We start from the raw sequence: 25,297 nt of genomic DNA on the forward strand, positions 1-25,297 counted from the left end.
GGGGTTTCGGCTATCACGGCTTGTGTGGATTGTGCTTGATAAAGTATTTAATGATAACATATTTTTGCGATGCGCTTGTTTGCGTTACAATACGCGGTTTTTTTGATTGAGGCGTGTTGCCATGTCTGCCGTTCCTGCTTATTTAGACCATATCCGCATTGTGCTGTCGCGCACCAGCCATCCCGCCAATATCGGCGCGGCGGCGCGGGCGATGAAAACCATGGGTTTGCGCCGTTTGGTGCTGGTGTCGCCCAATTTGATGGCAACGCCGCAAACGCCTGTTCCGCCTGTTTTTGATGCGGCGCAACCCGAAGCTTTCCGTTTGCCTGAAGAAAGTTTTGCTTTGGCATCGGGCGCGGCAGATGTATTGGAACAGGCGCAGATTGTGGCAGATGTGGCAACGGCGGTGGCGGATACGGCGTTGGCATGCGCTTTAACCAGCCGCCGCCGCGAATTGGCTGCGCCTTTGCATACCCCGCGCCAATTGGTTCCCGAATTATTGGCAGCAGCGCAGGCAGGGCAACAGGTGGCATTGGTGTTTGGTAATGAAACCTTTGGTTTGGATATTGATGAAGTGCGCTGCTGCAACCGCTTATTAACGATTAACGGCAATCCCGATTATTTTTCCTTGAATTTGGCGCAGGCTGTGCAGGTGGTGTGTTACGAACTGTTCAGTCAAACCGATGCCGATTTAAGCCGTTTGACCCCTGCTGCCGCGCCTGCCACAGCAGAACAGGTGGCGGGCATGGTGGGGCATTTGGAAACCATGTTGCAGGAAATGGATTTTTTTGGTCGGCGCAATGCAGAGCGCATGATGCGCCGTTTGCAGGTATTGTTCCAACGCGCCGCGCCCGAATCGGAAGACATTGATTTATTACGCGGGATTTTTCGTACTGTGCAAAACCGCATTGGTGCAAAAAAAGAATAGTCCCGCAGGGTGCGGGACTGTGTGGGAATAAATATAGTTGATAAACATAAAAACGAGACAAGGCGGCAACGCCCGCCGTGTACGCATAGTACATTAGGGCGTTGGCAACGCGGTATCGTTGCGATTTTTATCAACTATAGGTTTAACCTGTAAATACAGGCAAAATACCGCCCTTGCTTAATAATTGCGCCAAAATATTCATCACGCCAAAGGCAAACACCCATACCATCAGCCAAGTGCCGCCAAACACGCGGTATTGCGTACCCGCACCAAATTTTTGGCGTGATGCGCGTAACAGCAGGGCAGGTACTAATGCTGTCCACACGGTAGCGGCAAAGCCCACATAGCTGATGGCGTGTACAAAACCTGTAGGGAACAACAGGCAAGCAATTAACGGCGGTAGAAAGGTAATGGCAGCGGTTTTGCTGCGCCCACTGCGGCTGTCGTCAAAACCGAACAAATCGGCGATGTAGTCAAACAATCCAAGCGTTACGCCCAAAAACGACGACGCAATCGCCATATAAGAAAAGAAATTTAAAATCCACGCCATATTGCCTGTGCTGGCAAATTTGGATAATTCCTGTACCAATACTTTAACGTTGCCGTCTGCCTCAATAACGGGCGCAAACGCCGAGCGTGGCAAATTGCCCTGAACCGCTGCTTGCCACAGCACATACACCGCCAAGGCAATCAGTGTGCCGATTTGCAGGGCGCGCGCCACTTTGCGGGCATTGCCGTCAAAATATTTGAACAAGCCCGATACATTGCCGTGAAAACCAAACGATGCCAAACACACGGGCAAAGCTGTTCCTATATAAATCCAATAAGAGCTGTCGGCAGGGGCGTGGCTGTCTAATAAAACAGGCAGTTTGGCAGAAGCCAGCAAACCGCCGTTCGCCCATAAAAAGGCAATGACCATGCCGCCGATTAACACGGTGGTGAGCCTGTCCACCCAACGCGCCGACAACCACACGCACACGGCAAACATCAGGAAAAACACGATTTGCCCGACAGGCAGCGGCGCATTGCCCAAAGCCTGTGCGGTCAGGTCGCCGCCGGCAGAAATATAGGCATAAGTGAGCAGATACAGCACAAACGCCACCGATAAACCGTTGACAATACTCCAACCGCGTCCGAGCAGGTCGTTTACCATGGTGTCAAAATTCGCGCCCTGCGGGTAATGGGTGTTTACTTCCAAAATCATCAGCCCCGATGAGAGCATGGAAAACCATGTGTATGCCAACACCAGCAGCGAGCCGACAAACCACACGCCTGATGTGGCGGTGGGGTTGGCGAGCATGCCCGCGCCAATCACGGTGCCAGCGATAATCATCGCACCACCCAGTAAAGAAGCCTGTTTCTGCATAAAAAATCCGTTTGTATTTTGCAACAAAAGACAAGTATTATAACCTGTTTTTACATAAAAACACATTTGGCAAGATTTGTTTGCACAGCCTGCAAAAGTTGTCGTCAAATATGCCACACTTTTACCTGCGCCCCTTGGGGCGCGGTGCATTACGGCACAACAATGCCGTTATAATTGTCGCTATTCAGAGATTAAAATTTTATGGGTATTGCATCATGTCCCGTTCCGCTTCCACCACTACCACGCCTGTTACCACATTTCCCGCGAAACCTGCTGCACGCACCCGCGAACCCAACGCGGATAAGGCTTCGGCGTTTGCCCGAATGTTGTCCGCCTATGGCGACCGCCGTGCCGTCAGTATGCTGTTTTTGGGTTTTTCTTCGGGGATTCCGCTGGCATTGATTTTTGGTACGCTGTCGCTGTGGCTGACCGAAGCGGGCATTGAACGCAAAGCCGTTACCATGTTTAGTTGGGCGGCTTTGGGTTATTCGTTCCGCTTTATTTGGGCGCCAATGATTGATTCGCTGCCTTTGCCTGTGCTGACCAAATGGTTGGGGCGGCGGCGGGCGTGGCTGCTGTTGGCGCAAAGCATGGTGATTGCCGCGCTGTTGCTGATGTCGTCTTTAAACCCCGCTGATGCGGCGGTGCTGAATCTGATGGCGGCGGCGGCGGTGATGTTGGGTTTTTCGGCTGCTACGCAGGATATTGTGATTGATGCCTACCGCATTGAACGTGCCCCCGCAGATGCGGCGGCGCAATCGGTAATGTCGTCCACCTATGTAACGGGCTACCGTTTGGGCATGGTGTTGTCGGGTGGCGGTTCGCTGTTTTTGGCGGCGTATTTTGGTTCAACCGCCAAAGAATACGTTTATTCGGCTTGGCAATACACTTATATGATTATGGCGGCGGCGATGGGCGTGGGCGTGCTGACCACTTTGTGCGTGCGCGAGCCCGAACGTCCGCAAGGCGCAGAAACAAAAGCCCATCAGGGCAGCGACAACCTGCGTTTGGTGCTGTTGTTTGCCTTGGCGGTCACGGCGTTTGTGCTGGTGTTCCGTCAAATGGGCGCATGGCTGCCGTCCAGTAAAGACGCGTTAACCGCCTTCGGTTTGGAAGCCTTGCGTTTAACGGCTTCGGCTGCGGCTGCGGTGGTGGCGGGTTATACGGGCGTGGCTTGGGGGATTGTCCCTGCGCAAGTGGCGAAACGCACTTGGATTACCCCGCTAACCGATTTTTTCAGACGCTATGGCAAACGCGCTTTGCTGCTGTTGGCATTGGTGGGTTTGTACCGCATTTCCGATATTGTTGCGGGCGTGATTTCGCTGGTGTTTTATGCCGATTTGGGTTTCAGTAAAGAACAGATTGGCGCAGCGGTGAAAAGTTTTGGCGTGATTATGTCTATTGTGGGCGGATTGGCTGGCGGTATGTTGGCACAACGTTTGCCCGTAATGAAAATGATGATGTTTGGCGCGGTGCTGGCAGCGGCAACCAATCTGCTGTTTATCCTGCTGGCGCAAAACGGCGGCAATGTGGCGATGCTGTATTGGGTGGTGGGTTTTGACAATTTTGCTGCAGGCTTGGCTTCTACTGTGTTTGTGGCGTTTTTGTCTGCGCTGACCAATATCCGCTTCAGTGCCGTGCAATACGCGCTGTTCAGTTCGCTGATGACTTTGTTCCCGAAAGTATTGGGTGGTTATTCGGGCGGAATGGTGGATGCCATGGGCTATGAAGGCTTTTTCGCCTTTACCGCCGCATTAACCTTGCCCGTGCTGCTGCTGGTTTGGTTGGTTAATAAAAAAATCTTTTCCAAACAGTAAGTTTCAATATTGGCTTGAACATACACACACCCGCACCGTTTCCGCAACGGCTGCGGGTGTGTTGCGTGTTACAATCGCGGCTTTGTGATTTTGGGAACAACCGCCATGCGCGTGATTTCTGCCAATGTAAACGGCATCCGTTCTGCCTATAAAAAAGGCTTTTATGAATATTTGGCGCGGGCTGATGCCGATTTTGTCTGCCTGCAAGAATTAAAAGCACAAGAAGCCGATTTGTCGGAAGAAATGAAACGCCCGCACGGTATGCACGGCGTGTGGCATTGCGCCGAAAAACGCGGTTACAGCGGCGTGGCAGTGTACAGCCGCCGCGAACCCGATGCAGTACAAATCGGCATGGGCGTGGAAGAATTTGACCGCGAAGGACGTTTTGTCCGCGCCGATTTCGGCAATTTGAGCGTGGTGTCGCTGTATCTGCCTTCGGGCAGCAGTGCCGAAGCCCGTCAGCAGGCAAAATTCCGTTTTTTAGACGTGTTTTATCCGATGTTGGCACAAATGGCAGCAGAAGGGCGCGATATGGTGGTGTGTGGCGACTGGAACATTGCCCATCAAAACATTGATTTAAAAAACTGGAAAGGCAATTTAAAAAATTCAGGCTTTCTACCCGAAGAGCGTGAATGGATTGGCAAAGTGATTCATCAATTAAAATGGGCAGATGTGTGGCGGCAGCTTTATCCTGATGTGGCGGGTTATACTTGGTGGAGCAACCGCGGTCAGGCTTATGCCAAAGACGTGGGCTGGCGCATTGATTATCAGATGGCAACTGCAGGTTTGGCGGCGCGGGCGCAGCAGGCGCACGTTTATAAAGAAGAAAAATTTTCCGACCACGCGCCTTTGGTGGTGGATTATGCCGATGTTTGATGACGGTGCGACTTTATTGCTGTTAGACGATGCCGCGCAGTCGCAGGAATGGATGCGGCTGTGGGCGCGGGCGTATCCCGAAACATGGTATGGGTGTGTTGATGCGGCGGATGGGCTGGCGCGTATGCAGGAAGCGTGTGCCAAAAGCCACGGCGATTTAGCGGTGGTGGCGCAGGGTGGGGCAGCGGCGGCAGTTGTCAGCTGGTGGAACAATGCAGATTGGCGTACCCAGCAGCGGACAAAAGCCGTGATTGTTTGTGCGCCTGATGATTATCAACACTGTTTGCAAACGGTGCGTTTTTCCTGCCGCACGGCGTGGGTGTGTCGTGCCGACCATGCCGAAATATGGCGCAGCGATGCCGAAGCAGCAGGGGCGCGTGTACTGATTCCCGCGCCTGCCGATGCACCGCAAGCACGTGGGCAATGGCATTGGGGCATGCAGCTGTTGGCAGAGATGTTGGACTATGGTTGATTAAAATCGCAATGGTGTTTCAATAAAAAAACGGCAGCCTGTTGAGGCTGCCAAAAGCTTTTTAGGAGAATAAAAATGAAGAATCTTGCCGTGGCGCACCCGACTGGGTTCGAACCGGCGACCTTCAGCTTCGGAAACTGACGCTCTTCCAACTGAGCTACGGGTACGCGGGCAAGAGCGTTAAGATACCCGAAAACAGGCAGTTTGGCAAAATTTTTTGGCACGGCGCGGGCGCGATTGGGTATAATGCCGTGTTTTATTTTAAAATGTTTTGCCTGATGCCGTGTGTGTTCCGCACAACGGTAGTGTGGGCGTGAAAGAAGGAATCCGATGGCTGATAAAAAGCTGTTAAGCAAACAGGAAATTGTGGCACTGCGGGCGCAGGCGCACGGTTTGAATCCCGTGGTGATGGTGGGGCAGAAAGGGCTGACCGATGCCGTAATTCGGGAAACCGATACCGCATTACGCGCCCACGGGCTGATTAAAGTGCGCGTGTTTGGCGATGACCGCGATGAACGCGAACAGATTTGCCGCGAATTGTGCGCCGCTACCGATGCGCAATTGGTGCAGCACATCGGCAAACTGCTGGTGTTGTACCGCGAAAAACCTGAAACAGACGAAGCTGTTTAAGCGGTCACGCCACGGCAGGCAGCGATAAAATCCGCCATTTTGTGCGGGCATTTGATGCCTGCCGCTGCTTCCACCCCGCCCGACACATCTACCGCCCTTGCCTTGGTTTGCACCAGCGCGGCGGCAACGTTGTCGGGATTTAATCCGCCTGCTAAAATCCAATGCCCGCGCAGAGACGGCGGTAACACTTGCCAATCAAAGGTTTGCCCTGTGCCGCCGTATGCACCCTCCACCCACGCATCCAACAAAATCCCCCGCGCATCGGCATAATCGGCAAACGCCTGTTCAATATCGCTGCCCGTGCGCACCCGCACCGCTTTCAAATAAGGACGCTGAAACTGTCGGCAGAATTCAGGTGTTTCATCGCCATGAAATTGTAATAAATTTAACGGCACTTGTTGCAATGTCTCGTAAACGGTATCGGCATGAGCGTTCACAAACAAGCCCGTCAGTTGCACAAATGGCGGTACAGCGGCGGCAATCTGTTGCGCCTGTTCCAGCGAAACATGGCGTTTACTGCCTTGAAAAAACACCAAGCCCAAAGCATCTGCGCCCAAATCGGCTGCCAAACGGGCATCTTCAGCACGGGTAATCCCGCAAATTTTGATTTGTACTTTTTTCATTTGATTAAAAAATTAAGATTTTGATTTTTTAGGCACACTTGCCAAAGCCTGTTGCCACGCCGAAACATAACGCCGTTCGCGCACACGGTGAGGAGCGTGTTTCTGCATCTCGTGCACCGCATCTGCCACCGCCGTATCAGCATACCACAACTCATCTGCTAATTGTATTGCACTGTTTTGGCAGATAAAAATGTATTTTTGTCCTGTGTGTTCATCGGTTTCACTGATTTCCAACAACGGCGCAGCGGCAAAATGTACTAAAGCCTTTTGGACAGCGAGATTATGTTGTCCTATTTCTTCAGGCGAGGGTGCAGGGCGTTCAGGTGCGCCATCATTTAAACCTAAACGCTGCGGACAAATACGGTATTGCTGCGCCCACAGCAACAAAGCCCTTGTTGCCGCTTTGCCGTGTACAAACACACCATGCGGCGCGTGTCGGTACAGACCATTGCGCCAACGCACGGTGCGGGCGCGTAACAGCCCTTGATGGTCACTCACAAAACGCACGGTAAAACGTTCCGCCGCCGTTGCTGCCGTATAAGCAGGATGTTCTTGCAAAAATCGCCCTTTTTGCGCCAAAGCGTGCAATATACCTACTGCTGCCTTGCCCGAAATGGCTGCGGGATAGGCATTGTTCGTCCGTGCCAATGCGCGTACCGTATCGGCGTATGCCTGTTGGCAGGCGTGTACCGTTCCTGCGCCCTTGTCGTCGTGCCAAATTACCGTGCCAAAACCATCGGGTAAGGCAAAAACCTGATGGGTCAAATCTTCAGGCAAATCAGGCGGCGGTGCGGGCGGGTGCAGCAGTGTTTGCGCTGTTTCGCACCAATTGGGCTGGTGTTGCGTTAATTGTTGCAAAAATTCTGCCAACACCAACACATCTGTCATCGCCCGATGGCGCGAAGCAGGCACATCAATGCCAAAGCGTTCCGCCACATTATCCAAACTGTGTTTTTTTTCCTGTGGAAACAAGTGTTCCGACAGCTTGACCGTACACAGTGCAGGCGTGGCAAACGCTATGTTTTCCCGCTCAAATTCTTGTTTCAACAGCGTGTAATCAAATTTGCTGTTGTGCGCCACCAATATGCAGCCGCGCAAATCTGCTGCCAAATCCGCCGCTGTGTCGCCAAACACAGGCGCATCTGCCAGCAGCGCATCATCAATGCCCGTCAGCTTTTCGATAAACGGCGTGAGTGCTTGTTGTGGGTTAATTAACTGTTGTACCTGCTTGATTGTGCCGTTTTCAAATTTCAGATAGGCAATTTCAATCATGCGGTCGCGTAAAAAATCGCCGCCTGTGGCTTCCAAATCCAGTACCGCCACTGCCCGCCCCAACCGCAACAGCTGCCGCGCCAATTCCGCAAAACGTTTTTCCATAATAATTTCTGCTTGCAGATAATGATTTAGCAGATATTGTAAACTTTTTGCGCCTGTATGTCTTGACTGTTTTGCACCTGATGGGTAGAATTCAAATCTTTGCTGCACCCGTAGCTCAGTTGGATAGAGTATCTGGCTACGAACCAGAGGGTCGGGCGTTCGAATCGCTCCGGGTGCGCCAATTACCGTATTTTCCTTTCTTTTGGTTAAAAACGCGCCCATCGTCTAGCGGTTAGGACATCGCCCTTTCACGGCGGTAACCGGGGTTCGATTCCCCGTGGGCGTGCCAATTTTCAACCCTGTTTCTGTATGAAACAGGGTTTTTTCTTTGCTTCTGATTCTGCGGGCTAAAGAAAAAACCGCACAGAATCAGAGGATTTTGCGCGGTTAAATATAGTTGATAAAAATAAAAACGAGACAAGACGCCAACGCCCGCCGTGTACGCGTAGTACATCAGGGCGTTGGCAACGCTGTATCGTTTTGATTTTAACCAACTATACTTTACTTGGCTTCTTTTGCCTGCCAAGTATCCTTTAAACCCACTGTGCGGTTAAACACAGGCTTGCCTGCCGTGTGGTCGTGGCGGTCAGTCACAAAATAGCCCAAACGCTCAAACTGCCAACGGCTTTCCGCTGCCAATTCGTTGGCAACAGGTTCTACCCAAGCCGTGATTTCGCGCATGGAATCGGGGTTCAGGAAATCGGTAAACGGCAAGTATTCGCCGTCCGCACCACGCACCGCATCAGGGCGTTCCACCGTAAACAAGCGTTCGTACAGGCGCACTTGCGCGGGAACGGCGTGTTCCGCGCTCAACCAGTGAATCACGCCTTTGACTTTGCGCCCTTCGGGTTTTTTGCCTAAAGTATCGTGGTCAATACTGCATTTTAATTCAATGATTTCGCCGTTTTCGTTTTTCACGGCTTCATCGCATTTAATCACATAGCTGTAACGCAGGCGCACTTCGCCGCCAACGCTCAAACGCTGCCAACCTTTGGGCGGATTGTCGCTAAAATCATCGCGTTCAATATACAGTGTTGAAGAAATGGGAATGTCGCGTTCGCCCATTTCGGGGTGGTTGGGGTGATAAGGCGCAGAACGGCTTTGCGTTTTGCCTGCTTCAAAATTGGTCAGCGTGATTTTCAGCGGATTGAGTACCGCCATCATGCGCGGGGCGCTGTTTTCCAAATCTTCGCGCACTGCGCCTTCCAACACGCTCATGTCCACAATGTTTTCCGATTTGGAAATCCCGACACGCTTGGCAAACAGGCGCAAACCCGCAGGGGTGTAACCACGGCGGCGCATACCCGAAATGGTGGGCATACGCGGGTCGTCCCAGCCGTTTACATGCCCTTCGCTGACCAATTGGTTGAGTTTGCGCTTGGATGTGATGGTGTGTAACAGTTCCAAACGGGAAAATTCGTATTGGCGCGGACGGGTGGAGTGGGGTGCGGGAATGTTGTCCAACACCCAATCATACAACGGACGGTGCGCTTCAAATTCCAGCGAACATAAGGAATGGGTAATGCCTTCAATGGCATCGGAAATGGCGTGGGTGTAGTCGTACATAGGATAGATACACCATGTGTCGCCTGTGTTGTGGTGGTGGGCGCGGCGGATGCGGTAAATGACGGGGTCGCGCAGGTTGATGTTGCCCGATGCCATGTCAATTTTCAGGCGCAGGGTTTTGCTGCCGTCTGGGAATTCGCCGTTTTTCATGCGCTGGAACAAATCCAGATTTTCTTCAATGCTGCGGTCGCGGTAGGGGCTGTTTTTGCCTGCTTCGGTAAGCGTGCCACGGTATTCGCGGATTTGTTCGGCAGTTAAATCATCTACATAGGCTTTACCGTCTTGGATTAAACCCACGGCGTAATCAAACAGTTGTTGAAAATAATCAGAGGCGTAACGGGGTTTGCCAGCCCAATTAAAGCCCAACCATTGCACGTCTTCTTTAATGGCATCTACGTATTCTTGGTTTTCTTTTTCGGGATTGGTGTCGTCAAAACGCAGATTGCACAAGCCGTTGTAAACATAAGCCAAACCAAAGTTTAGACAGATGGCTTTGGCGTGTCCAACGTGCAGATAGCCGTTGGGTTCGGGGGGGAAGCGGGTATGGACGGCGCTGTGTTTGCCGCTTGCCAAATCTTGGTCAATCACGGTGCGGATAAAGTGGTTGTCGGCAAATTGTTCTTTATTCATCAAAATTCCTTGTGGAAAACGGGCGTTTTCCGCTGGTTTACGGCGGAAAAGGCAAAAATAAGCCTGAAATTATAACCCAGAATACTGCGAAACGCCGCTTTGCACAAAGCGTTTAAACGGTGTTATATTCGGCTTATCTGTATTTCCCGATAGCGATTATTTGAGAAGGTTTCAAAATGTCCGATTTCCGTCAAGATTTTTTGCGTTTTGCGCTGGATTGCCAAGTATTGAAATTTGGTGAATTTACCACCAAAGCAGGACGACAATCGCCGTATTTTTTTAATGCGGGTTTGTTTAACGATGGTGCGTCTGCGCTGCAATTGGCGCGGTTTTATGCTGAAGCCATTATTCACAGCAAAATTGAATTTGATATGCTGTTTGGTCCTGCTTATAAAGGGATTATTTTGGCGGCTGCCACGGCGATGATGTTGGCGGAACGGGGTGTGAATGTGCCGTTTGCCTACAACCGCAAAGAAGCCAAAGACCACGGCGAAGGCGGGGTGTTGGTGGGTGCGCCTTTGGCGGGGCGGGTGCTGATTATTGACGATGTGATTTCGGCGGGAACATCGGTGCGCGAATCGGTGCGCCTGATTGAAGCAGCGGGCGCGACACCTGCGGCGGTGGCAATTGCGCTGGACCGCATGGAAAAAGGCACGGGCGAAAAATCGGCGGTGCAGGAAGTAGAGCAGCAATACGGTTTGCCCGTGGCGGCAATTGCCACTTTAGACGATTTGTTTGCGCTGCTGCGCGCCGAGCAAAGCGAGGCATTAACGGCATATCTGCCTGCGCTGACGGCTTACCGCGAGCGTTATGGCGTTTCTGCTGCTTAATTGAAAACAGGCGCATACTGCTAATGTATGCGCCTGTTTTTATAGTTTTTTAAATTCAAAAATGCTGAAATCGGGAAACACGCTTAAATAATACTGCGCCCCGTGTGCTTCCAGTTCGGCGGTATGCCAAAAACGCTGTTGGGTTTTCGGCAGCAGCACAAAGGCGATGTGATAGGGTTCGCGAATTACCGCTTGGGTGTGTTTGGCGTGTTGTCGCCACATTTGCGCGATTTTCGGCACATCTTGAAAACGGATTTGTGCCAAGGGCATTAAGTGGCGTTCAGGCTTTTTTTTGGTCGCAAATTCTTCGTCTTCGTTTTCAACTAATTGCCATTTTCCATGTTCATAACGGAAAAACAATAATTTATCAGGATGCTGTGGGTCTTGTGCCAGCAGTTCAATGCGTGGGCGCACGCCATTAAAAAAATCTATTTTTTCATAAATATACACGGACTTGCCTGCAAACTGTGGCTGCTGGGGCAGGCTGTTTTGCGCGGATTGCAGTAAGGCGGTGTCTTCCAGCAGGTTGCGGCGGGGCGCGGGTGCGCTTTTTGCGGAGGATTTTTTAGTGGGGGTGTCGGCTTCGGCAGCGTCGCCGCATGCGCCAGTCAGCAATACGCTTGCCAGCATTAGGCTGGAAAATATTTTTTTAATCATGGTGTTGATTGTGTGTGTTTAATTGTTTTCGTTCGTAAACGGCTTGGGCGAGTGTGCCTGCATCTACATATTCAATCTCGCTGCCTAAAGGCATGCCCCGTGCCAAACGGCTGATGCGGTAGGGCTGGGATTTCAGCAGTTCAATCAAAACATAAGCGGTGGCATCGCCTTCGGCGGTGGCGGCGGTGGCAATAATGATTTCGCTGATGTGGCTGCGCGACAGGCGTTCTATCAACCTTTCCAGTGCGATGCTGTGCAAATCCATGTTTTGTATGGGGTTGATTTGTCCCATGAGCACAAAATAGACACCGTCGTGGCAGTTCGCGGCTTCCATGGCGGCAACATCGGCGGGCATGGAAACAATCATCAGCCGTTGCGGGTCGCGGGTGGCATCGGCGCACACGCTACAGCGTTCGCCTTCGCAAAAGGTATTGCAATCAATACAATGGTTAATTTGTTTGAGTGCGTGTTGCAGGGCTTGGGCGAGTTCGTCTGCGCCTGCGCGGTTTTGCTGCAACAGGGCGTGTGCCATGCGTTGCGCGGTTTTGGGTCCGACATTGGGCAAAACGCACAGGGCTTTAATCAGTCGGTTAAAGGCATCCATGGGCGATAAAAAACGGGCTTTTCGGGTGTGCGGACGGGGTGTTTGCCCGCGCATCCGAAAAGCGCCATTATAGTCAATCTGCTTGCGTTTTCCTATGCTGATGAAAACGCAAACGCATCAACAGGATAAGTTTACAGCAATACGCGGCGGAAGTCTTTCAACAAATTCGCCAAATACACGGTAAAGCGCATGCCTGCTGCGCCGTCAATCACGCGGTGGTCAAACGACAAGCTCAAGGGGCACATCAGGCGCGGCTCAAACTCTTTGCCGTTCCAAACGGGCTTCATTTGCGATTTGCACACGCCCAAAATCGCTACTTCAGGGGCGTTCACAATCGGGGTAAAGCTGGTGCCGCCGATGCCGCCCAAGCTGGAAATGGTAAAGCACGCGCCTTGCATTTCCTGCGGTTTCAGCTTGCCTTCGCGGGCTTTTTTGCTCAATTCCGCCAGCTCTTGGCTGATTTCTTTCAGACCTTTTTTGTCCACGTCTTTAATCACGGGCACGACCAAACCGTTGGGCGTGTCGGCGGCAAAACCGATGTGGTAGTATTTTTTCAACACCAAATTATCGCCGTCCAAAGACGAATTAAATTCGGGGAAGGCTTTCAGCGCCGACACGCTGGCTTTGATAATAAATGCCAAGGGCGACACTTTTACGCCTGCTTTTTCCCATTCTTTGTTCAGGCTTTGGCGGAACGTTTCCAAATCAGTCATGTCCGCTTCGTCGTTTACGGTAACGTGCGGAATCATCACCCAGTTGCGCGACAGGTTTTGACCGGAAATTTTCTTAATGCGGCTCAGTTCTTTCACTTCAATTTCGCCGAACTTGGCAAAATCCACTTTCGGCCACGGCAACAAGTCCAGTCCGCCGCCGAGAGAAGCGGCAGCGGCAGGTTTGGCAACGGCTGCGCCGCCTTGCATCACGCCTTTTACAAAGCCTTTCACGTCTTCCGCCAGAACGCGACCTTTTGCGCCTGTGCCGTTTACCAAGCTCAAGTCCACGCCCAATTCACGCGCCAGTTTGCGCACAGACGGACCTGCGTGGGCTTTGGCAAAACCTGCTTCATTAACAGGGGTGTCGCCAAAAGCAGCTTTGGGGGCGGCGGCAGGGGCTTCGGTTTTGGCGGGTGCAGCGGCAGGCGCAGTAGCGGGCTGCGGTGCGGGTGTTTCGGCTTTGGGTGCGCTGGGGGCAGGGGCAGCAGAAGCGGCGGTTTGCACATCGGCAATCGGGCTGCCTTCGGACACTTTGTCGCCCACTTTCATGTGCAAGGCGGTAATTACGCCCGCAGCGGTGGACGGTACGTCCATGGTGGCTTTGTCGGATTCCAAAGTCAGCAGCACATCATCCAGCGAAACGGTATCGCCCACTTTAACTGAAATATCAATGACATCTACTGTGCTGCCACCGATGTCGGGAATGGCAACGGTTTGTACGGCTGCACCTGATGCAGCGGGCGCAGCTTGGCTGGGGGTTTCTGCTTGAGCAGGGCTTTCAGCGGGTGCAGCAGCGGCAGACGCACTGCTTTCCACACGCACAATCACGCTGCCTTCAGAAACTTTGTCGCCTGTTTTTACCAATACTTCAGCAACCACGCCCGCCGCATCAGCGGGAACGTCCATGGTGGCTTTATCGGTTTCTAAAGTAATCAGGGTGTCGTCCAAGTTTACGGTGTCGCCCACTTTCACTTCTACGGCAATCACATCTACATTTTCGTGTCCGCCGATGTCGGGGACTTTAATTTCAATTAAGCTCATGATTTAACTTTCTTTTGTTTGAATGGGGAAACGATGCGTACAGATTTGACAGATTACCGGTACATACTGTGCCAAACCCGAACAGATGATTTTATTTGGCATAAAATACAACATTGTATTTGCCCCAAAAAAGGTTTTTACAGCCTTCAAACGGCTTGCTTCCATTGTTGCCATTGCGAAAAACGTTGGTTCAACAAGGCTTTGATGCGGTCGTAATGTTCCCAAGTATCGGGTACGCGGTAATCGGCGTATTCGCTGAATGTATCATTGAAGTCTTGCAGATAATGGGCGTACTGCTGCGCAAAACTGCCATTGTCTTCTTGATAGTAATCAACGGCAAAGGCTTCACCCGTTTCGTTGAAATCTTCGCCCCACAACTTTTCATCGCAATATTTGATTAAGAACTCAACGCCTGTGATTTCCCGACGCAATAGCTGTGCAATGGCTTCAGGCTCTTCTTCGGTGTGAATATCGCCTGCCAAACCTTGCTCAAACGCCCAAGTTAAGAAAAAGCCGATGTGAACACCTGCATTTTCTTCCGGTACGTCGTCGGGAAAACCATCGCTGCCATAATGCCAATCCATACGGTCTATTGCCATGTTTTCATCCTATTTTTCGCATTGTTTGGTTTGGGCGTTATACGAACCGCCATAATCCAAACAATGGTCTTGGTCGCCAAAAATTAAGCCGTAAGCACCATAGGCAATCATCAATACACCAATTATAAACACCCATTTTTTCATTTCGTTTCAACTTTTTGGATTCCCCGTTGGGTAAGGGCGGGATTGTATCTGCCCTTACCGATATGGGGGATGATTGGCTGTTTGAAAATAAATCAGCGTTTCCAGCTCGGCGCGGTATCGGTGGCGATGCCATATTTTTCAATGGCTTGCTGTACCACTACTTTTTCCAGTTTGCCTTCGTTTGCCAAAGCGTTCAGCGCGGCAAGGGCAACGTGGTAGCGGTCCACTTCAAAGAAGCGGCGCAGGTTGGCGCGGCTGTCGCTGCGACCGAAACCGTCCGTACCCAATACGGTGTAGCTGCCGTTTTCTTTGGGGATATAGGCGCGGATGCGGTCGGCGAAGTTGCGGATGTAGTCGGTTGCAGCGACCACAGGACCGTTGTGTCCCGCCAGCTGTTGTGCCACAAACGGGGTTTTTTGTTCGCCCATCGGGTGCAACAGATTGTGGCGTTCGGTTTCAATGGCATCGCGGTGCAGCAGGTTGAACGAGGGGCAAGACCACACGTCAGCATCCACGCCAAAATCGTCTTTCAGCAATTGAGCGGCGGCAATCACTTCGTTCAAAATCGTACCCGAACCCATCAGTTGAACTTTTTTATCGCTGTTTGCGCCTGCTTGCAGCAAATACATACCTTTCAGAATTTCCTGCTCAATGCCGTCGCGTTGGGGCATGGCGGGGTGGGCGTAGTTTTCGTTCATTACGGTTAAGTAGTAGAACACGTCTTCTTGTTCCACATACATGCGGCGCAAACCGTCTTGAATAATCACCGCCAATTCGTATTGGAAAGTGGGGTCGTAAGACACGCAGTTGGGAATCAAATCTGCCTGAACGTGGCTGTGTCCGTCTTCGTGTTGCAAGCCTTCGCCGTTCAGCGTGGTGCGACCTGCCGTACCGCCCACCAAGAAACCGCGCGTGTGCATATCGCCCGCTGCCCAAGCCAAATCGCCCACACGTTGGAAACCGAACATAGAGTAGTAAATATAGAACGGAATCATGGCGTAACGGCTGTTGGCGTAAGACGTACCTGCGGCAATCCAGTCTGCCATCGCACCCGGTTCGTTAATGCCTTCCTGCAAAATCTGACCGTCAATGGATTCTTTGTAGAACATCAATTGGTCTTTGTCTTGCGGGGTATAGGTTTGACCTTTCGGGTTCCAAATACCGTATTGGCGGAACATGCCTTCCATACCGAAAGTACGGCTTTCGTCAGGCACAATCGGCACAATGCGTTTACCGATTTGCTTGTCTTTCAACAAGGTGGACAGGATACGCACAAACGCCATGGTGGTGGAAAACTCGCGCTCGCCGCTGGATTGCAGTTGTGCGTCAAAGGTTTCCAAAGCGGGAATCGGCAGGGCTTCGGTATTGGGGTTGCGCTGCGGCAAATAACCGCCCAAGCTGTTGCGGCGTTCGCGCAGGTAGCGCATTTCTTCGCTGTCTTCGGGGAAGCGGTAGTAGGGCAAATCGCCGCTTTCAATTTGTTCGTCTGTTACGGGAATACCAAAACGGGTACGGAATTTTTTCAGCGATTCCACGTCCATTTTTTTCGCTTGGTGCGCCACGTTTTGACCTTCGCCTGATGCGCCCATGCCGTAACCTTTAATGGTTTTAGCCAAAATTACAGTGGGACGACCGCCGGCATTGTTTACCGCTTCATGATAGGCAGCATACACTTTATGCGGGTCGTGCCCGCCGCGGTTCAACGCCCAAATTTCTTCGTCCGACATATTCGCCACCATGGCTTTCAGTTCGGGCGTGTTGAAAAAGTGTTCGCGCACATACGCGCCGTCTTTGGATTTATAGGTTTGGTAGTCGCCGTCTACCACTTCGTCCATGCGTTTTTTCAGGGCGTTGTCGGTGTCGCGTGCCAACAAAGCGTCCCAACGGCTGCCCCAAATCACTTTCAGCACGTTCCAGCCTGCGCCACGGAAGTTGCCTTCCAATTCCTGAATGATTTTGCCGTTGCCGCGTACAGGACCGTCCAAACGTTGCAGGTTACAGTTAATCACAAAAATCAGGTTGTCCAAGCCTTCACGCGCCGCTAAAGCAATCGCGCCTTGGCTTTCGGGTTCGTCCATTTCGCCATCGCCGCAGAACACCCATACTTTGCGTCCTTTGGTTTTGCTCAAACCGCGTGAATCCAAGTATTTCAGGAAACGTGCTTGGTAAATCGCCATCAACGGACCCAAGCCCATGGATACGGTGGGGAATTGCCAGAAATCAGGCATCAAGTGCGGGTGGGGGTAAGACGACAAGCCTTTACCGTCCACTTCTTGACGGAAGTTGTCCAATTGTTCTTCGCTCAAACGTCCTTCTACAAAGGCGCGGGCGTAAATACCGGGGGCAGAGTGTCCTTGTACAAACACCAAATCGCCTTCTTCATCGCCGTTTTTGGCGTGCCAAAAGTGGTTAAAACCCACATCGTACAAGGTGGCAGCAGATTGGAAGGAAGCAATGTGTCCGCCCAATTCCAAGTCTTTTTTGCCTGCGCGTAACACCATGGCAGCGGCGTTCCAACGGATAATGGAACGGATGCGGTGTTCCAATTCGTGATTACCGGGGGATTTTTGCTCTTTGCCTACAGGAATGGTGTTCAAATAAGCAGTGGTGGCATCAAAGGGTAAATGCACGCCGCGACGACGGGTGTATTTCACCAAGTTTTCCAACAGGAAATGGGCGCGTTCTTCGCCTTCGTTTTGCAATACGGAGCTTAATGCGTCCAACCATTCTTGGGTTTCAATGGGGTCGGTATCGTGCACGTCGTTATAGGTTTGAGACATGGTTTTTCCTTTACTAACTGTTTGAGATAGGAGACGGTGGGGGAACGCTTGCGCCCGAAAACCTGCGCTGTGCGGGTTGGCGGATGCGGGGAACGGCGAACCTTCCGCAACGCGACAGACGCGGTCAGACGGTGTCGCGCAGATGGCAATATTTTAAACCAATACGCGGCTTTCGTCTGCATTTGAAAAGGGCTTTGATTGTGTTGCTAGGCGGGAGCAGATTGGCATTTTATGCTGTGCAGCCGCTGTGCTTTGCAGTTTGGTGCTGTGTATGAAGTAGAAGTCATCTCTACACAGGCAGTTGCAAACAGGCAAAACGGGCAGCAGGGGTGTGTTGCTACCCGTTTGGGGAGATTAAGGCTGTGCAGGGGCAGTGGGGGATTTTTTCTGCAAAAATGCTACGCCTGTATCGGGGAAGTCGGTAAACACGCCTGTGGCACCTGCGTGGTTGAGCAGGGCATCATACATTTCGTCCACATTGCTGAAAAATTCGGGCAGGGCATCACGGCGCACGGTGTAGGGGTGTACTGCCATTTTGTGTTTTGCCAATTCTTGCACCAAGGGGGTGTAAACAATTTTGCCTTTTTTGGATTGTTCTTTGTCAATCAGCATATACCAACCCGGCCCGACACCGTCGGCGTATTTGGCGACTTCTGCCATGGCATTGGGTTGGAACATCCAATCGTAACTGTAGTTTTCCCATTGCCCTGCGGGGTTTTTGGCTTCGGTTTCTTTCCAATCGGTGTAGGCAATCAGTTGAACCAGTTTGATGTCCATGCCCAATTGCGGCAGCAGCTCGGTTTTGATGCGCTTGAGTTCGTTAAAGTCAAAGGTTTGCAGGTACACGCGGTCGTTTTTGCTGGTGTAGCCGTATTTTTTCAGCACTTTTAGGGTTTCTAAAGCGATGTCTTTGCCTTCTTTGTGATGCAGCCACGGGGCTTTGATTTCGGGGTAAATGCCGATTTTTTTGCCTGTGGATTTTTCCAAACCTTGAATAAATTCCAGTTCGTCTTCAAAGGTGTGGATGCGGAAATGCGATTGCCACATGGGAAAGCGTTGCGGATAAACCTGTGCTTGTTTGCCGTTTTCGGTGGTGAAGTTTTCGGTCATTTCCAGCGATTGGATTTCGTCTAATGTGAAATCGGCTACATAGTAACGCCCATCGGCACGAGCTCTGCCCGGAAATTTTTCGGCAACATTGGTCAAGCCGTCTAAAAAGTGGTCGTGAATCACAATCAGGCGGTTGTCTTTGGTCATTGCCAAATCTTGTTCCAAATAATCGGCTTGTTGACCCACTGCCAAGGCTTTGGATGCGAGGGTGTGTTCGGGCAGATAGCCGCTGGCACCGCGGTGGGCGATGATGAGTTTGTCGCTGGCAGATGCGGTGCGCTGTTGTTTGGGGGTGGGTGCGCCATCGGGACGACCGCCGCAGGCTGCTAGGCTGGTTGCCAAAATGGTTGCGCCGATAATGCGTAGGGTATTCATGATGTTGTTCCTTAAATAAAAGGGCAGTCCGTTGGGGCGGCGGACTGCCTGTGTTGCGAAATTATTTGCCGTAGTGGTCGCCCAATTTGGCTTTATGACGTCCTTCTTCCAGCATGGTGATAAACAGCAGCAATACCGCCAGCACGCCGCCGCCAATCATCACATAAAAGCCGCCGTCCCAGCCAAAACGGTCTGCCGCCCAGCCGACCACGGCAGAAGCCGCCACCGTACCGCCCAAATAACCGAACAGTCCGGTAAAGCCCGCCGACGTACCCGCTGCTTTTTTGGGGGCGAGTTCCAAAGCGTGCAGACCAATCAGCATCACAGGTCCGTAAATCAGGAAACCAACGGTAGTCATCAGCACAAAATCGGTGAGCTGGTAGGGGTTGGCATACCATGCTTTGCCGGCGTATTGTGCCAGTTCAGCTTCGGGGGTGGCGGGATTGAGCCACAGGGCAACCACGGCAGCGGTGGTTAAAATCATAAAGATAAAGCCTGTTAGCCCGCGTTTGCCTTTAAACAGCTTGTCGGACACCCAGCCGCACAACAGCGTACCCGGAATGGCAGCCAGTTCGTAAATGGTGTAAGCCCACGCCGTGCCTTTAATATCAAAGTGTTTCACTTCGCCCAAATACACGGGCGACCATTTCAATACGCCGTAACGAATCAGATACACAAAAATATTGGCTAGGGCGATGTACCACAACAAACGGTTTTTTAACACATAGGTAACGAAAATTTCTTTGGTGCTTAAGTCGTTTTCGTGGGTTTTTTCGTCATAGTTGTCGGGGTAGTCGTTGCGCCATTTTTCAATGGGGGGCAATCCGCAGGACTGCGGGGTGTCTTTCATTAAAAAATAAATGGGTACGGCGGCAATCATGGCGGCAATGCCCGGATAGTACAGTGCCTGTTGCCAAACGTCTTTGGCGGTGGCTTCTACGCCGTGGGTTTGGTAATACAGCGCACCTGCCAGCAATACCATTAATCCGGGTACCATGCCGCCGACGTTGTGGGCGCAGTTCCACACCGATACGATGGAACCGCGTTCGGATTTGGACCACCAATGCACCATGGTGCGTCCGCACGGCGGCCAGCCCATGCCTTGAAACCAGCTGTTTAAAAAAATCAGCACAAACATGATGGCCACGCCCGAAGTCGCCCACGGCACCAAGCCCATCATGGTCATGCACAAGCCCGACAGCAACAAGCCGCAAGGTAAAAATACTTTGGGATTGGAACGGTCGGAAATGCCCGCCATCAGAAATTTGGACAAGCCGTAAGCCAAGCCCACGCCCGTGCCGATAATGCCCAAATCGGTTTTGGTGTACATGCCTGCTTCAATCAGTCCTTTTTGTGCCAAATCAAAGTTGGAACGGACAAAGTAGTAGGCAGCGTAGCCGAAAAAAATCCCGCTGAATACCTGCCAGCGCAAGCGGCGGTAGGTGGGGTCAATGCGTTCCTGCGGCAGCGGTTCGGTGTGCGGCGCAGGTTTAAAAATGCCAAACATGGCGTTGGCTCCTTAACATGTGTAAACAGACAGTAACAAATCCTAACCGAAACCCCGACAACAGGCAAGCGGCGTGTTACGCTGTCAACAGACACTTCGGAGTGGAAAACACCATCTGTCCAAAGTGTGTTTGGGGATTGTTTGCCAGTATGCTTTGATATCCTATGGATGGAAGTGGAAAATGCAGCCAAACGCAAAAATACGCATGGTGCATGAGCCAAAACAGTGGTTTCAAAAAGCAATGGCAGATAAAATGGGTATGTCTAAAAACGCTTACACCAAAATAGCACAACAACAGGGAAAACTGTCTGCCGAAACGGATAAGTTGCAAATGGCAGTTGCACAGCTTAAAAAGAAAAAGTTTTTCCTGCACAATAAGCAAACAAGTTCCGATAAGTATTGATAGGCTGTTTGAAAGCATATATTGTTCATACAGCTGACATATTAAAACCATGAACCACACCTCCCCCTATCTGAACTGGGCGCGTACCGCCCTGCACACCGAAGCCGCCGCCATTACCGAATTGGCAAACACACTGGACGACCACTTTGTCCGCGCTGCTGATGTTTTACTTGCCTGCACGGGGCGCGTGATTGTTACGGGCATGGGCAAATCGGGGCATATTGCCCGTAAAATCGCCGCTACTTTTGCTTCTACGGGTACGCCTGCGTTTTTTGTTCACCCTGCTGAAGCCGCGCATGGCGATTTGGGCATGGTGGTAGATGGCGATGTGGTGCTGGCGTTGTCCAATTCGGGCGAAAGCGATGAAATTTTATCCATTATGCCTGCGCTTAAGCGCAAGAACATCCACTTAATCTGCATTACCGCCAAACCTGAGTCCAGCATGGCAAAACACGCCGATATCCACATTACCGCCGCCGTATCGCAGGAAGCCTGTCCTTTGGGATTGGCACCTACGTCCAGCACCACGGCGGTTTTGGCGTTGGGCGATGCTTTGGCGGTGGTGTTGTTAAAAGCGCGGGCGTTTACGCCGCAGGATTTTGCTTTAAGCCATCCTGCGGGCAGTTTGGGACGGCGTCTGCTGCTCACGGTGGCGGATATTATGCACAGCGGCGAAGATTTGCCTGCGGTTTTAATGCATACGCCTTTAAAAAGCGCGGTGCTGACCATGAGCGGTAAGGGTTTGGGAATGTTGGCGGTGGTAGATGGCGCGAGCGTTTTGCAAGGCGTGCTGACCGATGGCGATGTACGCCGTTTGTTTGAACAACGCGATGAGTTTGCGGGATTAACGGTAAACGATGTGATGACCACGCGCCCGACGGCGATTGCGCCCGAGAAGTTGGCTGCTGAAGCGGTGAAAATCATGCGCGAAAAACGGATTAATTGTTTACCTGTTACCGATGCGGCGGGTAAGGTGGTGGGGGCGTTGAATATGCATGATTTGTTAAAAGCGCGGGTGGTGTAGTTAATCTGAAGATTCGCTGTTTAAATAATCGCCCAAGGTGCTGCGGCGCGGGGTGTTGTCGGTGCAGGCGCGGGCGAAACTTTCGGGATCACCCCAGTAGCGGAAATGGGATTTGGCGCGGGTAATGGCGGTGTACAGCAGGGCGCGGGTAAAGCCGCTGTGTTGGTCTGACTGCGGCGGCAACAGCCAGACTTCGCGGTATTCCGAACCTTGGCTTTTGTGTACGGTAATGGCAAAGGCGGTTTCGTGGGCGGGCAAACGGTTCAGCGGCAGATAACGCAATCCGCCGGCGGCATGGGGAAAACAGGCTGCCAAACCGTCTTGATGGGGCAACACCAGCCCGATGTCGCCGTTAAACAAGGCGGTGGCGGGGTCGTTGCGGGTAATCATCAGCATTTGCCCCGCAAACCATGTGCCGTTGCCGCGCCCGTGACGGCGCAGGTGTTCGGTATAGGCTTGGTTCAGGTTGTCGGCATCGCGGCGGCGGGCAGCCAGTACTACGGTATCGGCGGCGCGGGCAAAGGCGGTTTCGGCATCGCCTGTCTCTACTGCCTGCCAGTAGTCGCGGTGGGCGAGATACAGGGCGGCGGCTTGAACGGCAAACGTGCCTTGCTGCTGTGTGAGTTCGGTGGGAAAACGGGCAAACTGCGCCCATGCGTTCTCGGCATCGCCCGCCGCCACCGCGCGTGCCAAACAGCCAATCGCGCTATTGTCGTCAAAACGGTGGCTGATACGCAAACGGGCGCTAAAACGACTCAAACTGTCGGCGGGGTGCTGCGGTAGCAGTTGCGCCACACGCTGCACCATTTGTTCAGACAGCGTTGCGCGTTGCGCTGCCAATACTGCCAACACCGCGCCCGCGCCCACAGGTGGAAGCTGGTCGGCATCGCCCAACAAAATCACACGGCAGCGGTTAGGTAAAGCGCGTAACATTTGCAAAAACAAATAATTGTCTATCATAGACGCTTCGTCTGCCACCAATACGTCTAAAGACAAACGGTGTCGCTCATGGTAAGCAGGGCGCATCTGCGGCGGACGCAGCTGCAACAAACGGTGCAGGGTTTGCCCTTCCAAGGCGTGTAATTGCTCGGCAACCGCAGGGTCTAAATCGGGAATGCGCCCAACGGCTTGGCGCAAGGCTTCAGACATCCGCGCCGCTGCCTTGCCCGTGGGCGCAGCCAAAGCAATATCAGGCACACGCCCGCCATCGCTTAATAATGCCAATAATTTGGCAATGGTGGTGGTTTTGCCCGTTCCGGGTCCACCGCTAATCAAAGTAAAACGGTTTAATAAGGCAAACGCCGCCGCTGCCTGTTGGTCGCGTGCGCCCGCATCGGCAAACCAATGTTGCAAACGGCTGGCACTGTCGCCAATATCAGGCAATTCTTCATCGCGCACGGGCGCAGACAGGCGTTGGATTTCCTGCGCCAAATCGCGTTCCAACTGCCAATTTCGCGCCCAAAACAAACGCCTCTCGCGCAACACCAGCGGAAATGTGCCATTGTGTCCCACCAGTGGCGCAGCCGCCGCCAAAGTGTCGCGCTCGGCGGCAGAAAGCCAAATAAAAGCATGTCCGTCTTCTTCGGCTTTTAACAAGCGCGGCACAAACGGCGACACCGCCGCCGCCGCTTCGGGCGCGTGGCGGGCAAACACATCCATAATATGCGTGGTTGGGGAAAGCGGGTCGTCAAAATTCATTGGTTTGATTGAAATATATAAAGATTAGGCAGAACGGCGCACAGGCGCAACACAACGGAAACCCAAAAACGGCATGGCAAAATGTGGTTGTAAACGGCTACGCATATTCAAACGGATAAACGCGCCGTGGTTGGACGTACCCACCGCTGCATTGGCAGGAATCCCGCAAAACTCGCCGCCGCGCATGCCGTTAGCATCGGGTATCAACAAGGCATTGTTAAAATCTTCCGTCCATTCCCAAATCAGCCCGTGCAAATCGTGTATGCCCCAAATATTTGCCTGACCACGCCCCACAGTACGCAAAACCCGTTTATCGCCTGCTGCATACCAGTCGTTAAACACACGGCGGTACGCGGCTTGATGTGTGCCGTTGCGGGCGGTGGGCGACGCCATCGCTGCATATTCCCATTCGGCGGTCAGCGGCAGACGTTTGTTTTGGGCGCGACAATAGGCATTGGCGGCAAACCAAGAAAGATTGGTAACGGGTTTGTCGGCATCGGCGGCGGCAGGCGCGTGGGCTTGCGCCCAATGGCGCAAATAAGTCGCCGAATCGGTTTGACGGGCATCGGCACGTCCACGCTGCCATTGCGGATAACGGCGCACAAATTCGGCAAACTGGCGGTTGGTTACGGGATACACGTCCATTTGAAACGCCTCTACCCGCACCGTTTGTGCTTTGGGATTCAGATACGGTATCGCAGGCGAAGCAGCGGGCAATTTTGCAGTTGGCACAGCCGCTTGCGCCAATGCGCCACACAGCCCCCATGCCAATACCCACGCCGTTTTACTGCCCACGCTGCCGCCGCGTTTCCGCCAACACCATGCCCGCGCTTACCGAAATATTCAGGCTCTGCACCGTGCCAAACATCGGAATGGACACCAGCATATCGCAATGTTCGCGGGTTAAACGGCGCATGCCCTCGCCCTCGCTGCCCATCACCCAAGCCACACTGTCGGGAATATCGCAATGGAACAAATCCGCATCGCCGCCCACGTCGGTACCGACAATCCAAATCCCGTATTCTTTTAACTCGCGCAAAGTGCGTGCCAAATTGGTTACGGTAATATACGGCACACTTTCCGCCGCCCCACACGCCACTTTGCTGACGGTGGCATTCAAACCCGCGCTTTTGTCTTTCGGCGCAATCACCGCATGAACGCCCATCGCATCGGCAGTCCGCAGACACGCGCCCAAATTATGCGGGTCGGTAATCCCGTCCAACACCAGCAACAACGGCGGTTCGCGCAAATTGTCCAACACATCTTCCAAATGCACATGGTTTTTAGACGCATCCACAAAACCCGCCACTCCCTGATGCCTTGCCCCTTTGCACAGCGCATTCAAACGCTCGGCATCGGCAAAATGCAGGCGCACGTTTTCCGCAGCGGCTTTTTCCAGCACTTCGCGGGTACGCGCATCGCTTTTCCCTTCCAAAACATACAATTCGGTAATGGATTTCGGGTTTTGCCACAAACGGGCATTAACGGCGTGAAAACCGTAAATCAATCTTTGATTAGACATGGCTT

22 protein-coding genes and 3 tRNA genes are annotated in these 25,297 nt (G+C 52.4%); 10 read left to right on the plus strand and 15 right to left on the minus strand.

Features of this window, described 5'->3' with window-relative positions:
- The first annotated feature begins 121 nt into the window (after nt 1-121).
- Nucleotides 122-928 carry an RNA methyltransferase gene (locus H3L98_RS06420; RefSeq protein ID WP_027021271.1) on the plus strand — a complete coding sequence of 269 codons (807 nt, stop codon included), beginning with the start codon at nt 122-124 and terminating at the stop codon, nt 926-928.
- 142 nt (nt 929-1,070) lie between these two features.
- On the opposite strand, the gene H3L98_RS06425 is transcribed toward H3L98_RS06420, so the two are convergent.
- Complete coding sequence (locus tag H3L98_RS06425; protein WP_027021272.1) at nt 1,071-2,294, minus strand: aromatic amino acid transporter; 1,224 nt, start codon at nt 2,292-2,294, stop codon at nt 1,071-1,073.
- 323 nt (nt 2,295-2,617) lie between these two features.
- Here H3L98_RS06425 and H3L98_RS06430 point away from each other — a divergent pair, with 323 nt between their 5' ends.
- From H3L98_RS06430 to H3L98_RS06440, 3 genes are all read left to right on the plus strand, one after another.
- A complete protein-coding gene (locus tag H3L98_RS06430) occupies nt 2,618-4,111 on the plus strand; it encodes an AmpG family muropeptide MFS transporter (RefSeq protein WP_034333315.1) in 1,494 nt (497 codons plus the stop codon).
- A 105-nt stretch (nt 4,112-4,216) separates the two neighbouring features.
- Entirely contained in the window at nt 4,217-4,987 is a 771-nt protein-coding gene (locus H3L98_RS06435) for an exodeoxyribonuclease III (protein WP_034332997.1), read from the plus strand.
- On the plus strand, nt 4,974-5,459 hold the full coding sequence (locus H3L98_RS06440) for a hypothetical protein (protein WP_156932200.1): 486 nt from the start codon (nt 4,974-4,976) through the stop codon (nt 5,457-5,459). Before H3L98_RS06435 ends, H3L98_RS06440 begins: the two co-directional genes overlap by 14 nt.
- A gap of 91 nt (nt 5,460-5,550) precedes the next feature.
- On the opposite strand, the gene H3L98_RS06445 is transcribed toward H3L98_RS06440, so the two are convergent.
- A tRNA-Arg gene (locus tag H3L98_RS06445) sits at nt 5,551-5,626 on the minus strand.
- 163 nt (nt 5,627-5,789) lie between these two features.
- Here H3L98_RS06445 and yhbY point away from each other — a divergent pair.
- Nucleotides 5,790-6,089 (plus strand): ribosome assembly RNA-binding protein YhbY, encoded by a 300-nt coding sequence (gene yhbY / locus H3L98_RS06450; protein ID WP_027021276.1) that lies wholly within the window; start codon nt 5,790-5,792, stop codon nt 6,087-6,089.
- Here yhbY and H3L98_RS06455 read toward each other — a convergent pair.
- Both H3L98_RS06455 and H3L98_RS06460 read right to left on the minus strand, forming a co-directional pair.
- Nucleotides 6,086-6,712: a phosphoribosylanthranilate isomerase gene (locus tag H3L98_RS06455; protein WP_027021277.1), complete on the minus strand. Its 627-nt coding sequence runs from the start codon at nt 6,710-6,712 to the stop codon at nt 6,086-6,088. The genes yhbY and H3L98_RS06455 overlap by 4 nt on opposite strands.
- 12 nt (nt 6,713-6,724) lie before the next feature.
- Complete coding sequence (locus tag H3L98_RS06460) at nt 6,725-8,089, minus strand: 3'-5' exonuclease (RefSeq protein ID WP_051531964.1); 1,365 nt, start codon at nt 8,087-8,089, stop codon at nt 6,725-6,727.
- A 104-nt stretch (nt 8,090-8,193) separates the two neighbouring features.
- On the opposite strand from H3L98_RS06460, the gene H3L98_RS06465 reads away from it, so the two are divergent.
- Nucleotides 8,194-8,270 (plus strand) — tRNA-Arg (locus H3L98_RS06465).
- Between the two features lie 33 nt (nt 8,271-8,303).
- Nucleotides 8,304-8,378 (plus strand) — tRNA-Glu (locus tag H3L98_RS06470).
- Between the two features lie 212 nt (nt 8,379-8,590).
- Here the strand turns inward: H3L98_RS06470 and H3L98_RS06475 are convergent.
- Nucleotides 8,591-10,288, minus strand: a complete 1,698-nt coding sequence (locus H3L98_RS06475) for a glutamine--tRNA ligase/YqeY domain fusion protein (RefSeq protein WP_027021278.1) — start codon at nt 10,286-10,288, stop codon at nt 8,591-8,593.
- A 173-nt stretch (nt 10,289-10,461) separates the two neighbouring features.
- On the opposite strand from H3L98_RS06475, the gene pyrE reads away from it, so the two are divergent.
- Nucleotides 10,462-11,115, plus strand: coding sequence for an orotate phosphoribosyltransferase (gene pyrE, locus H3L98_RS06480; protein ID WP_027021279.1), 654 nt, complete (start codon nt 10,462-10,464; stop codon nt 11,113-11,115).
- 39 nt (nt 11,116-11,154) lie between these two features.
- On the opposite strand, the gene H3L98_RS06485 is transcribed toward pyrE, so the two are convergent.
- The 7 genes from H3L98_RS06485 to glpT form a co-directional block, all read right to left on the minus strand.
- On the minus strand, nt 11,155-11,772 hold the full coding sequence (locus tag H3L98_RS06485; RefSeq protein WP_027021280.1) for a hypothetical protein: 618 nt from the start codon (nt 11,770-11,772) through the stop codon (nt 11,155-11,157).
- Nucleotides 11,765-12,376: a recombination mediator RecR gene (gene recR / locus H3L98_RS06490; RefSeq protein WP_027021281.1), complete on the minus strand. Its 612-nt coding sequence runs from the start codon at nt 12,374-12,376 to the stop codon at nt 11,765-11,767. Before recR ends, H3L98_RS06485 begins: the two co-directional genes overlap by 8 nt.
- Before the next feature lie 131 nt (nt 12,377-12,507).
- Nucleotides 12,508-14,130 (minus strand): dihydrolipoyllysine-residue acetyltransferase, encoded by a 1,623-nt coding sequence (gene aceF, locus H3L98_RS06495; RefSeq protein ID WP_027021282.1) that lies wholly within the window; start codon nt 14,128-14,130, stop codon nt 12,508-12,510.
- Nucleotides 14,131-14,276: 146 nt separating this feature from the next.
- Complete coding sequence (locus tag H3L98_RS06500; RefSeq protein WP_027021283.1) at nt 14,277-14,729, minus strand: DUF7832 domain-containing protein; 453 nt, start codon at nt 14,727-14,729, stop codon at nt 14,277-14,279.
- 236 nt (nt 14,730-14,965) lie between these two features.
- On the minus strand, nt 14,966-17,653 hold the full coding sequence (gene aceE, locus H3L98_RS06505) for a pyruvate dehydrogenase (acetyl-transferring), homodimeric type (RefSeq protein WP_027021284.1): 2,688 nt from the start codon (nt 17,651-17,653) through the stop codon (nt 14,966-14,968).
- Nucleotides 17,654-18,007: 354 nt separating this feature from the next.
- On the minus strand, nt 18,008-19,138 hold the full coding sequence (gene glpQ, locus H3L98_RS06510) for a glycerophosphodiester phosphodiesterase (protein WP_027021285.1): 1,131 nt from the start codon (nt 19,136-19,138) through the stop codon (nt 18,008-18,010).
- A 61-nt stretch (nt 19,139-19,199) separates the two neighbouring features.
- Nucleotides 19,200-20,645: a glycerol-3-phosphate transporter gene (gene glpT / locus H3L98_RS06515; RefSeq protein ID WP_027021286.1), complete on the minus strand. Its 1,446-nt coding sequence runs from the start codon at nt 20,643-20,645 to the stop codon at nt 19,200-19,202.
- Nucleotides 20,646-20,826: 181 nt separating this feature from the next.
- Here glpT and H3L98_RS06520 point away from each other — a divergent pair, with 181 nt between their 5' ends.
- Together H3L98_RS06520 and H3L98_RS06525 are read left to right on the plus strand one after the other, a co-directional pair.
- Nucleotides 20,827-21,048, plus strand: a complete 222-nt coding sequence (locus tag H3L98_RS06520) for a hypothetical protein (RefSeq protein WP_027021287.1) — start codon at nt 20,827-20,829, stop codon at nt 21,046-21,048.
- 49 nt (nt 21,049-21,097) lie between these two features.
- The gene (locus tag H3L98_RS06525) at nt 21,098-22,072 is read left to right on the plus strand and encodes a KpsF/GutQ family sugar-phosphate isomerase (protein WP_027021288.1); all 975 of its coding nucleotides are present in this window, start codon (nt 21,098-21,100) and stop codon (nt 22,070-22,072) included.
- Here the strand turns inward: H3L98_RS06525 and recD are convergent, their stop codons facing one another.
- Genes recD through rlmB form a run of 3 tightly spaced genes read right to left on the minus strand, consistent with a single transcriptional unit; the run spans nt 22,073 to nt 25,292 of the window.
- Nucleotides 22,073-23,770 (minus strand): exodeoxyribonuclease V subunit alpha, encoded by a 1,698-nt coding sequence (recD, locus tag H3L98_RS06530; RefSeq protein WP_027021289.1) that lies wholly within the window; start codon nt 23,768-23,770, stop codon nt 22,073-22,075. It lies immediately after the preceding gene.
- A 24-nt stretch (nt 23,771-23,794) separates the two neighbouring features.
- Complete coding sequence (locus H3L98_RS06535) at nt 23,795-24,565, minus strand: formylglycine-generating enzyme family protein (RefSeq protein WP_034332999.1); 771 nt, start codon at nt 24,563-24,565, stop codon at nt 23,795-23,797.
- Nucleotides 24,555-25,292: a 23S rRNA (guanosine(2251)-2'-O)-methyltransferase RlmB gene (gene rlmB, locus H3L98_RS06540; RefSeq protein WP_027021291.1), complete on the minus strand. Its 738-nt coding sequence runs from the start codon at nt 25,290-25,292 to the stop codon at nt 24,555-24,557. Before rlmB ends, H3L98_RS06535 begins: the two co-directional genes overlap by 11 nt.
- Nucleotides 25,293-25,297 lie beyond the last annotated feature (5 nt).

The sequence above is a fragment of the Conchiformibius steedae genome (assembly GCF_014054725.1).
Taxonomy (GTDB): domain Bacteria; phylum Pseudomonadota; class Gammaproteobacteria; order Burkholderiales; family Neisseriaceae; genus Conchiformibius; species Conchiformibius steedae.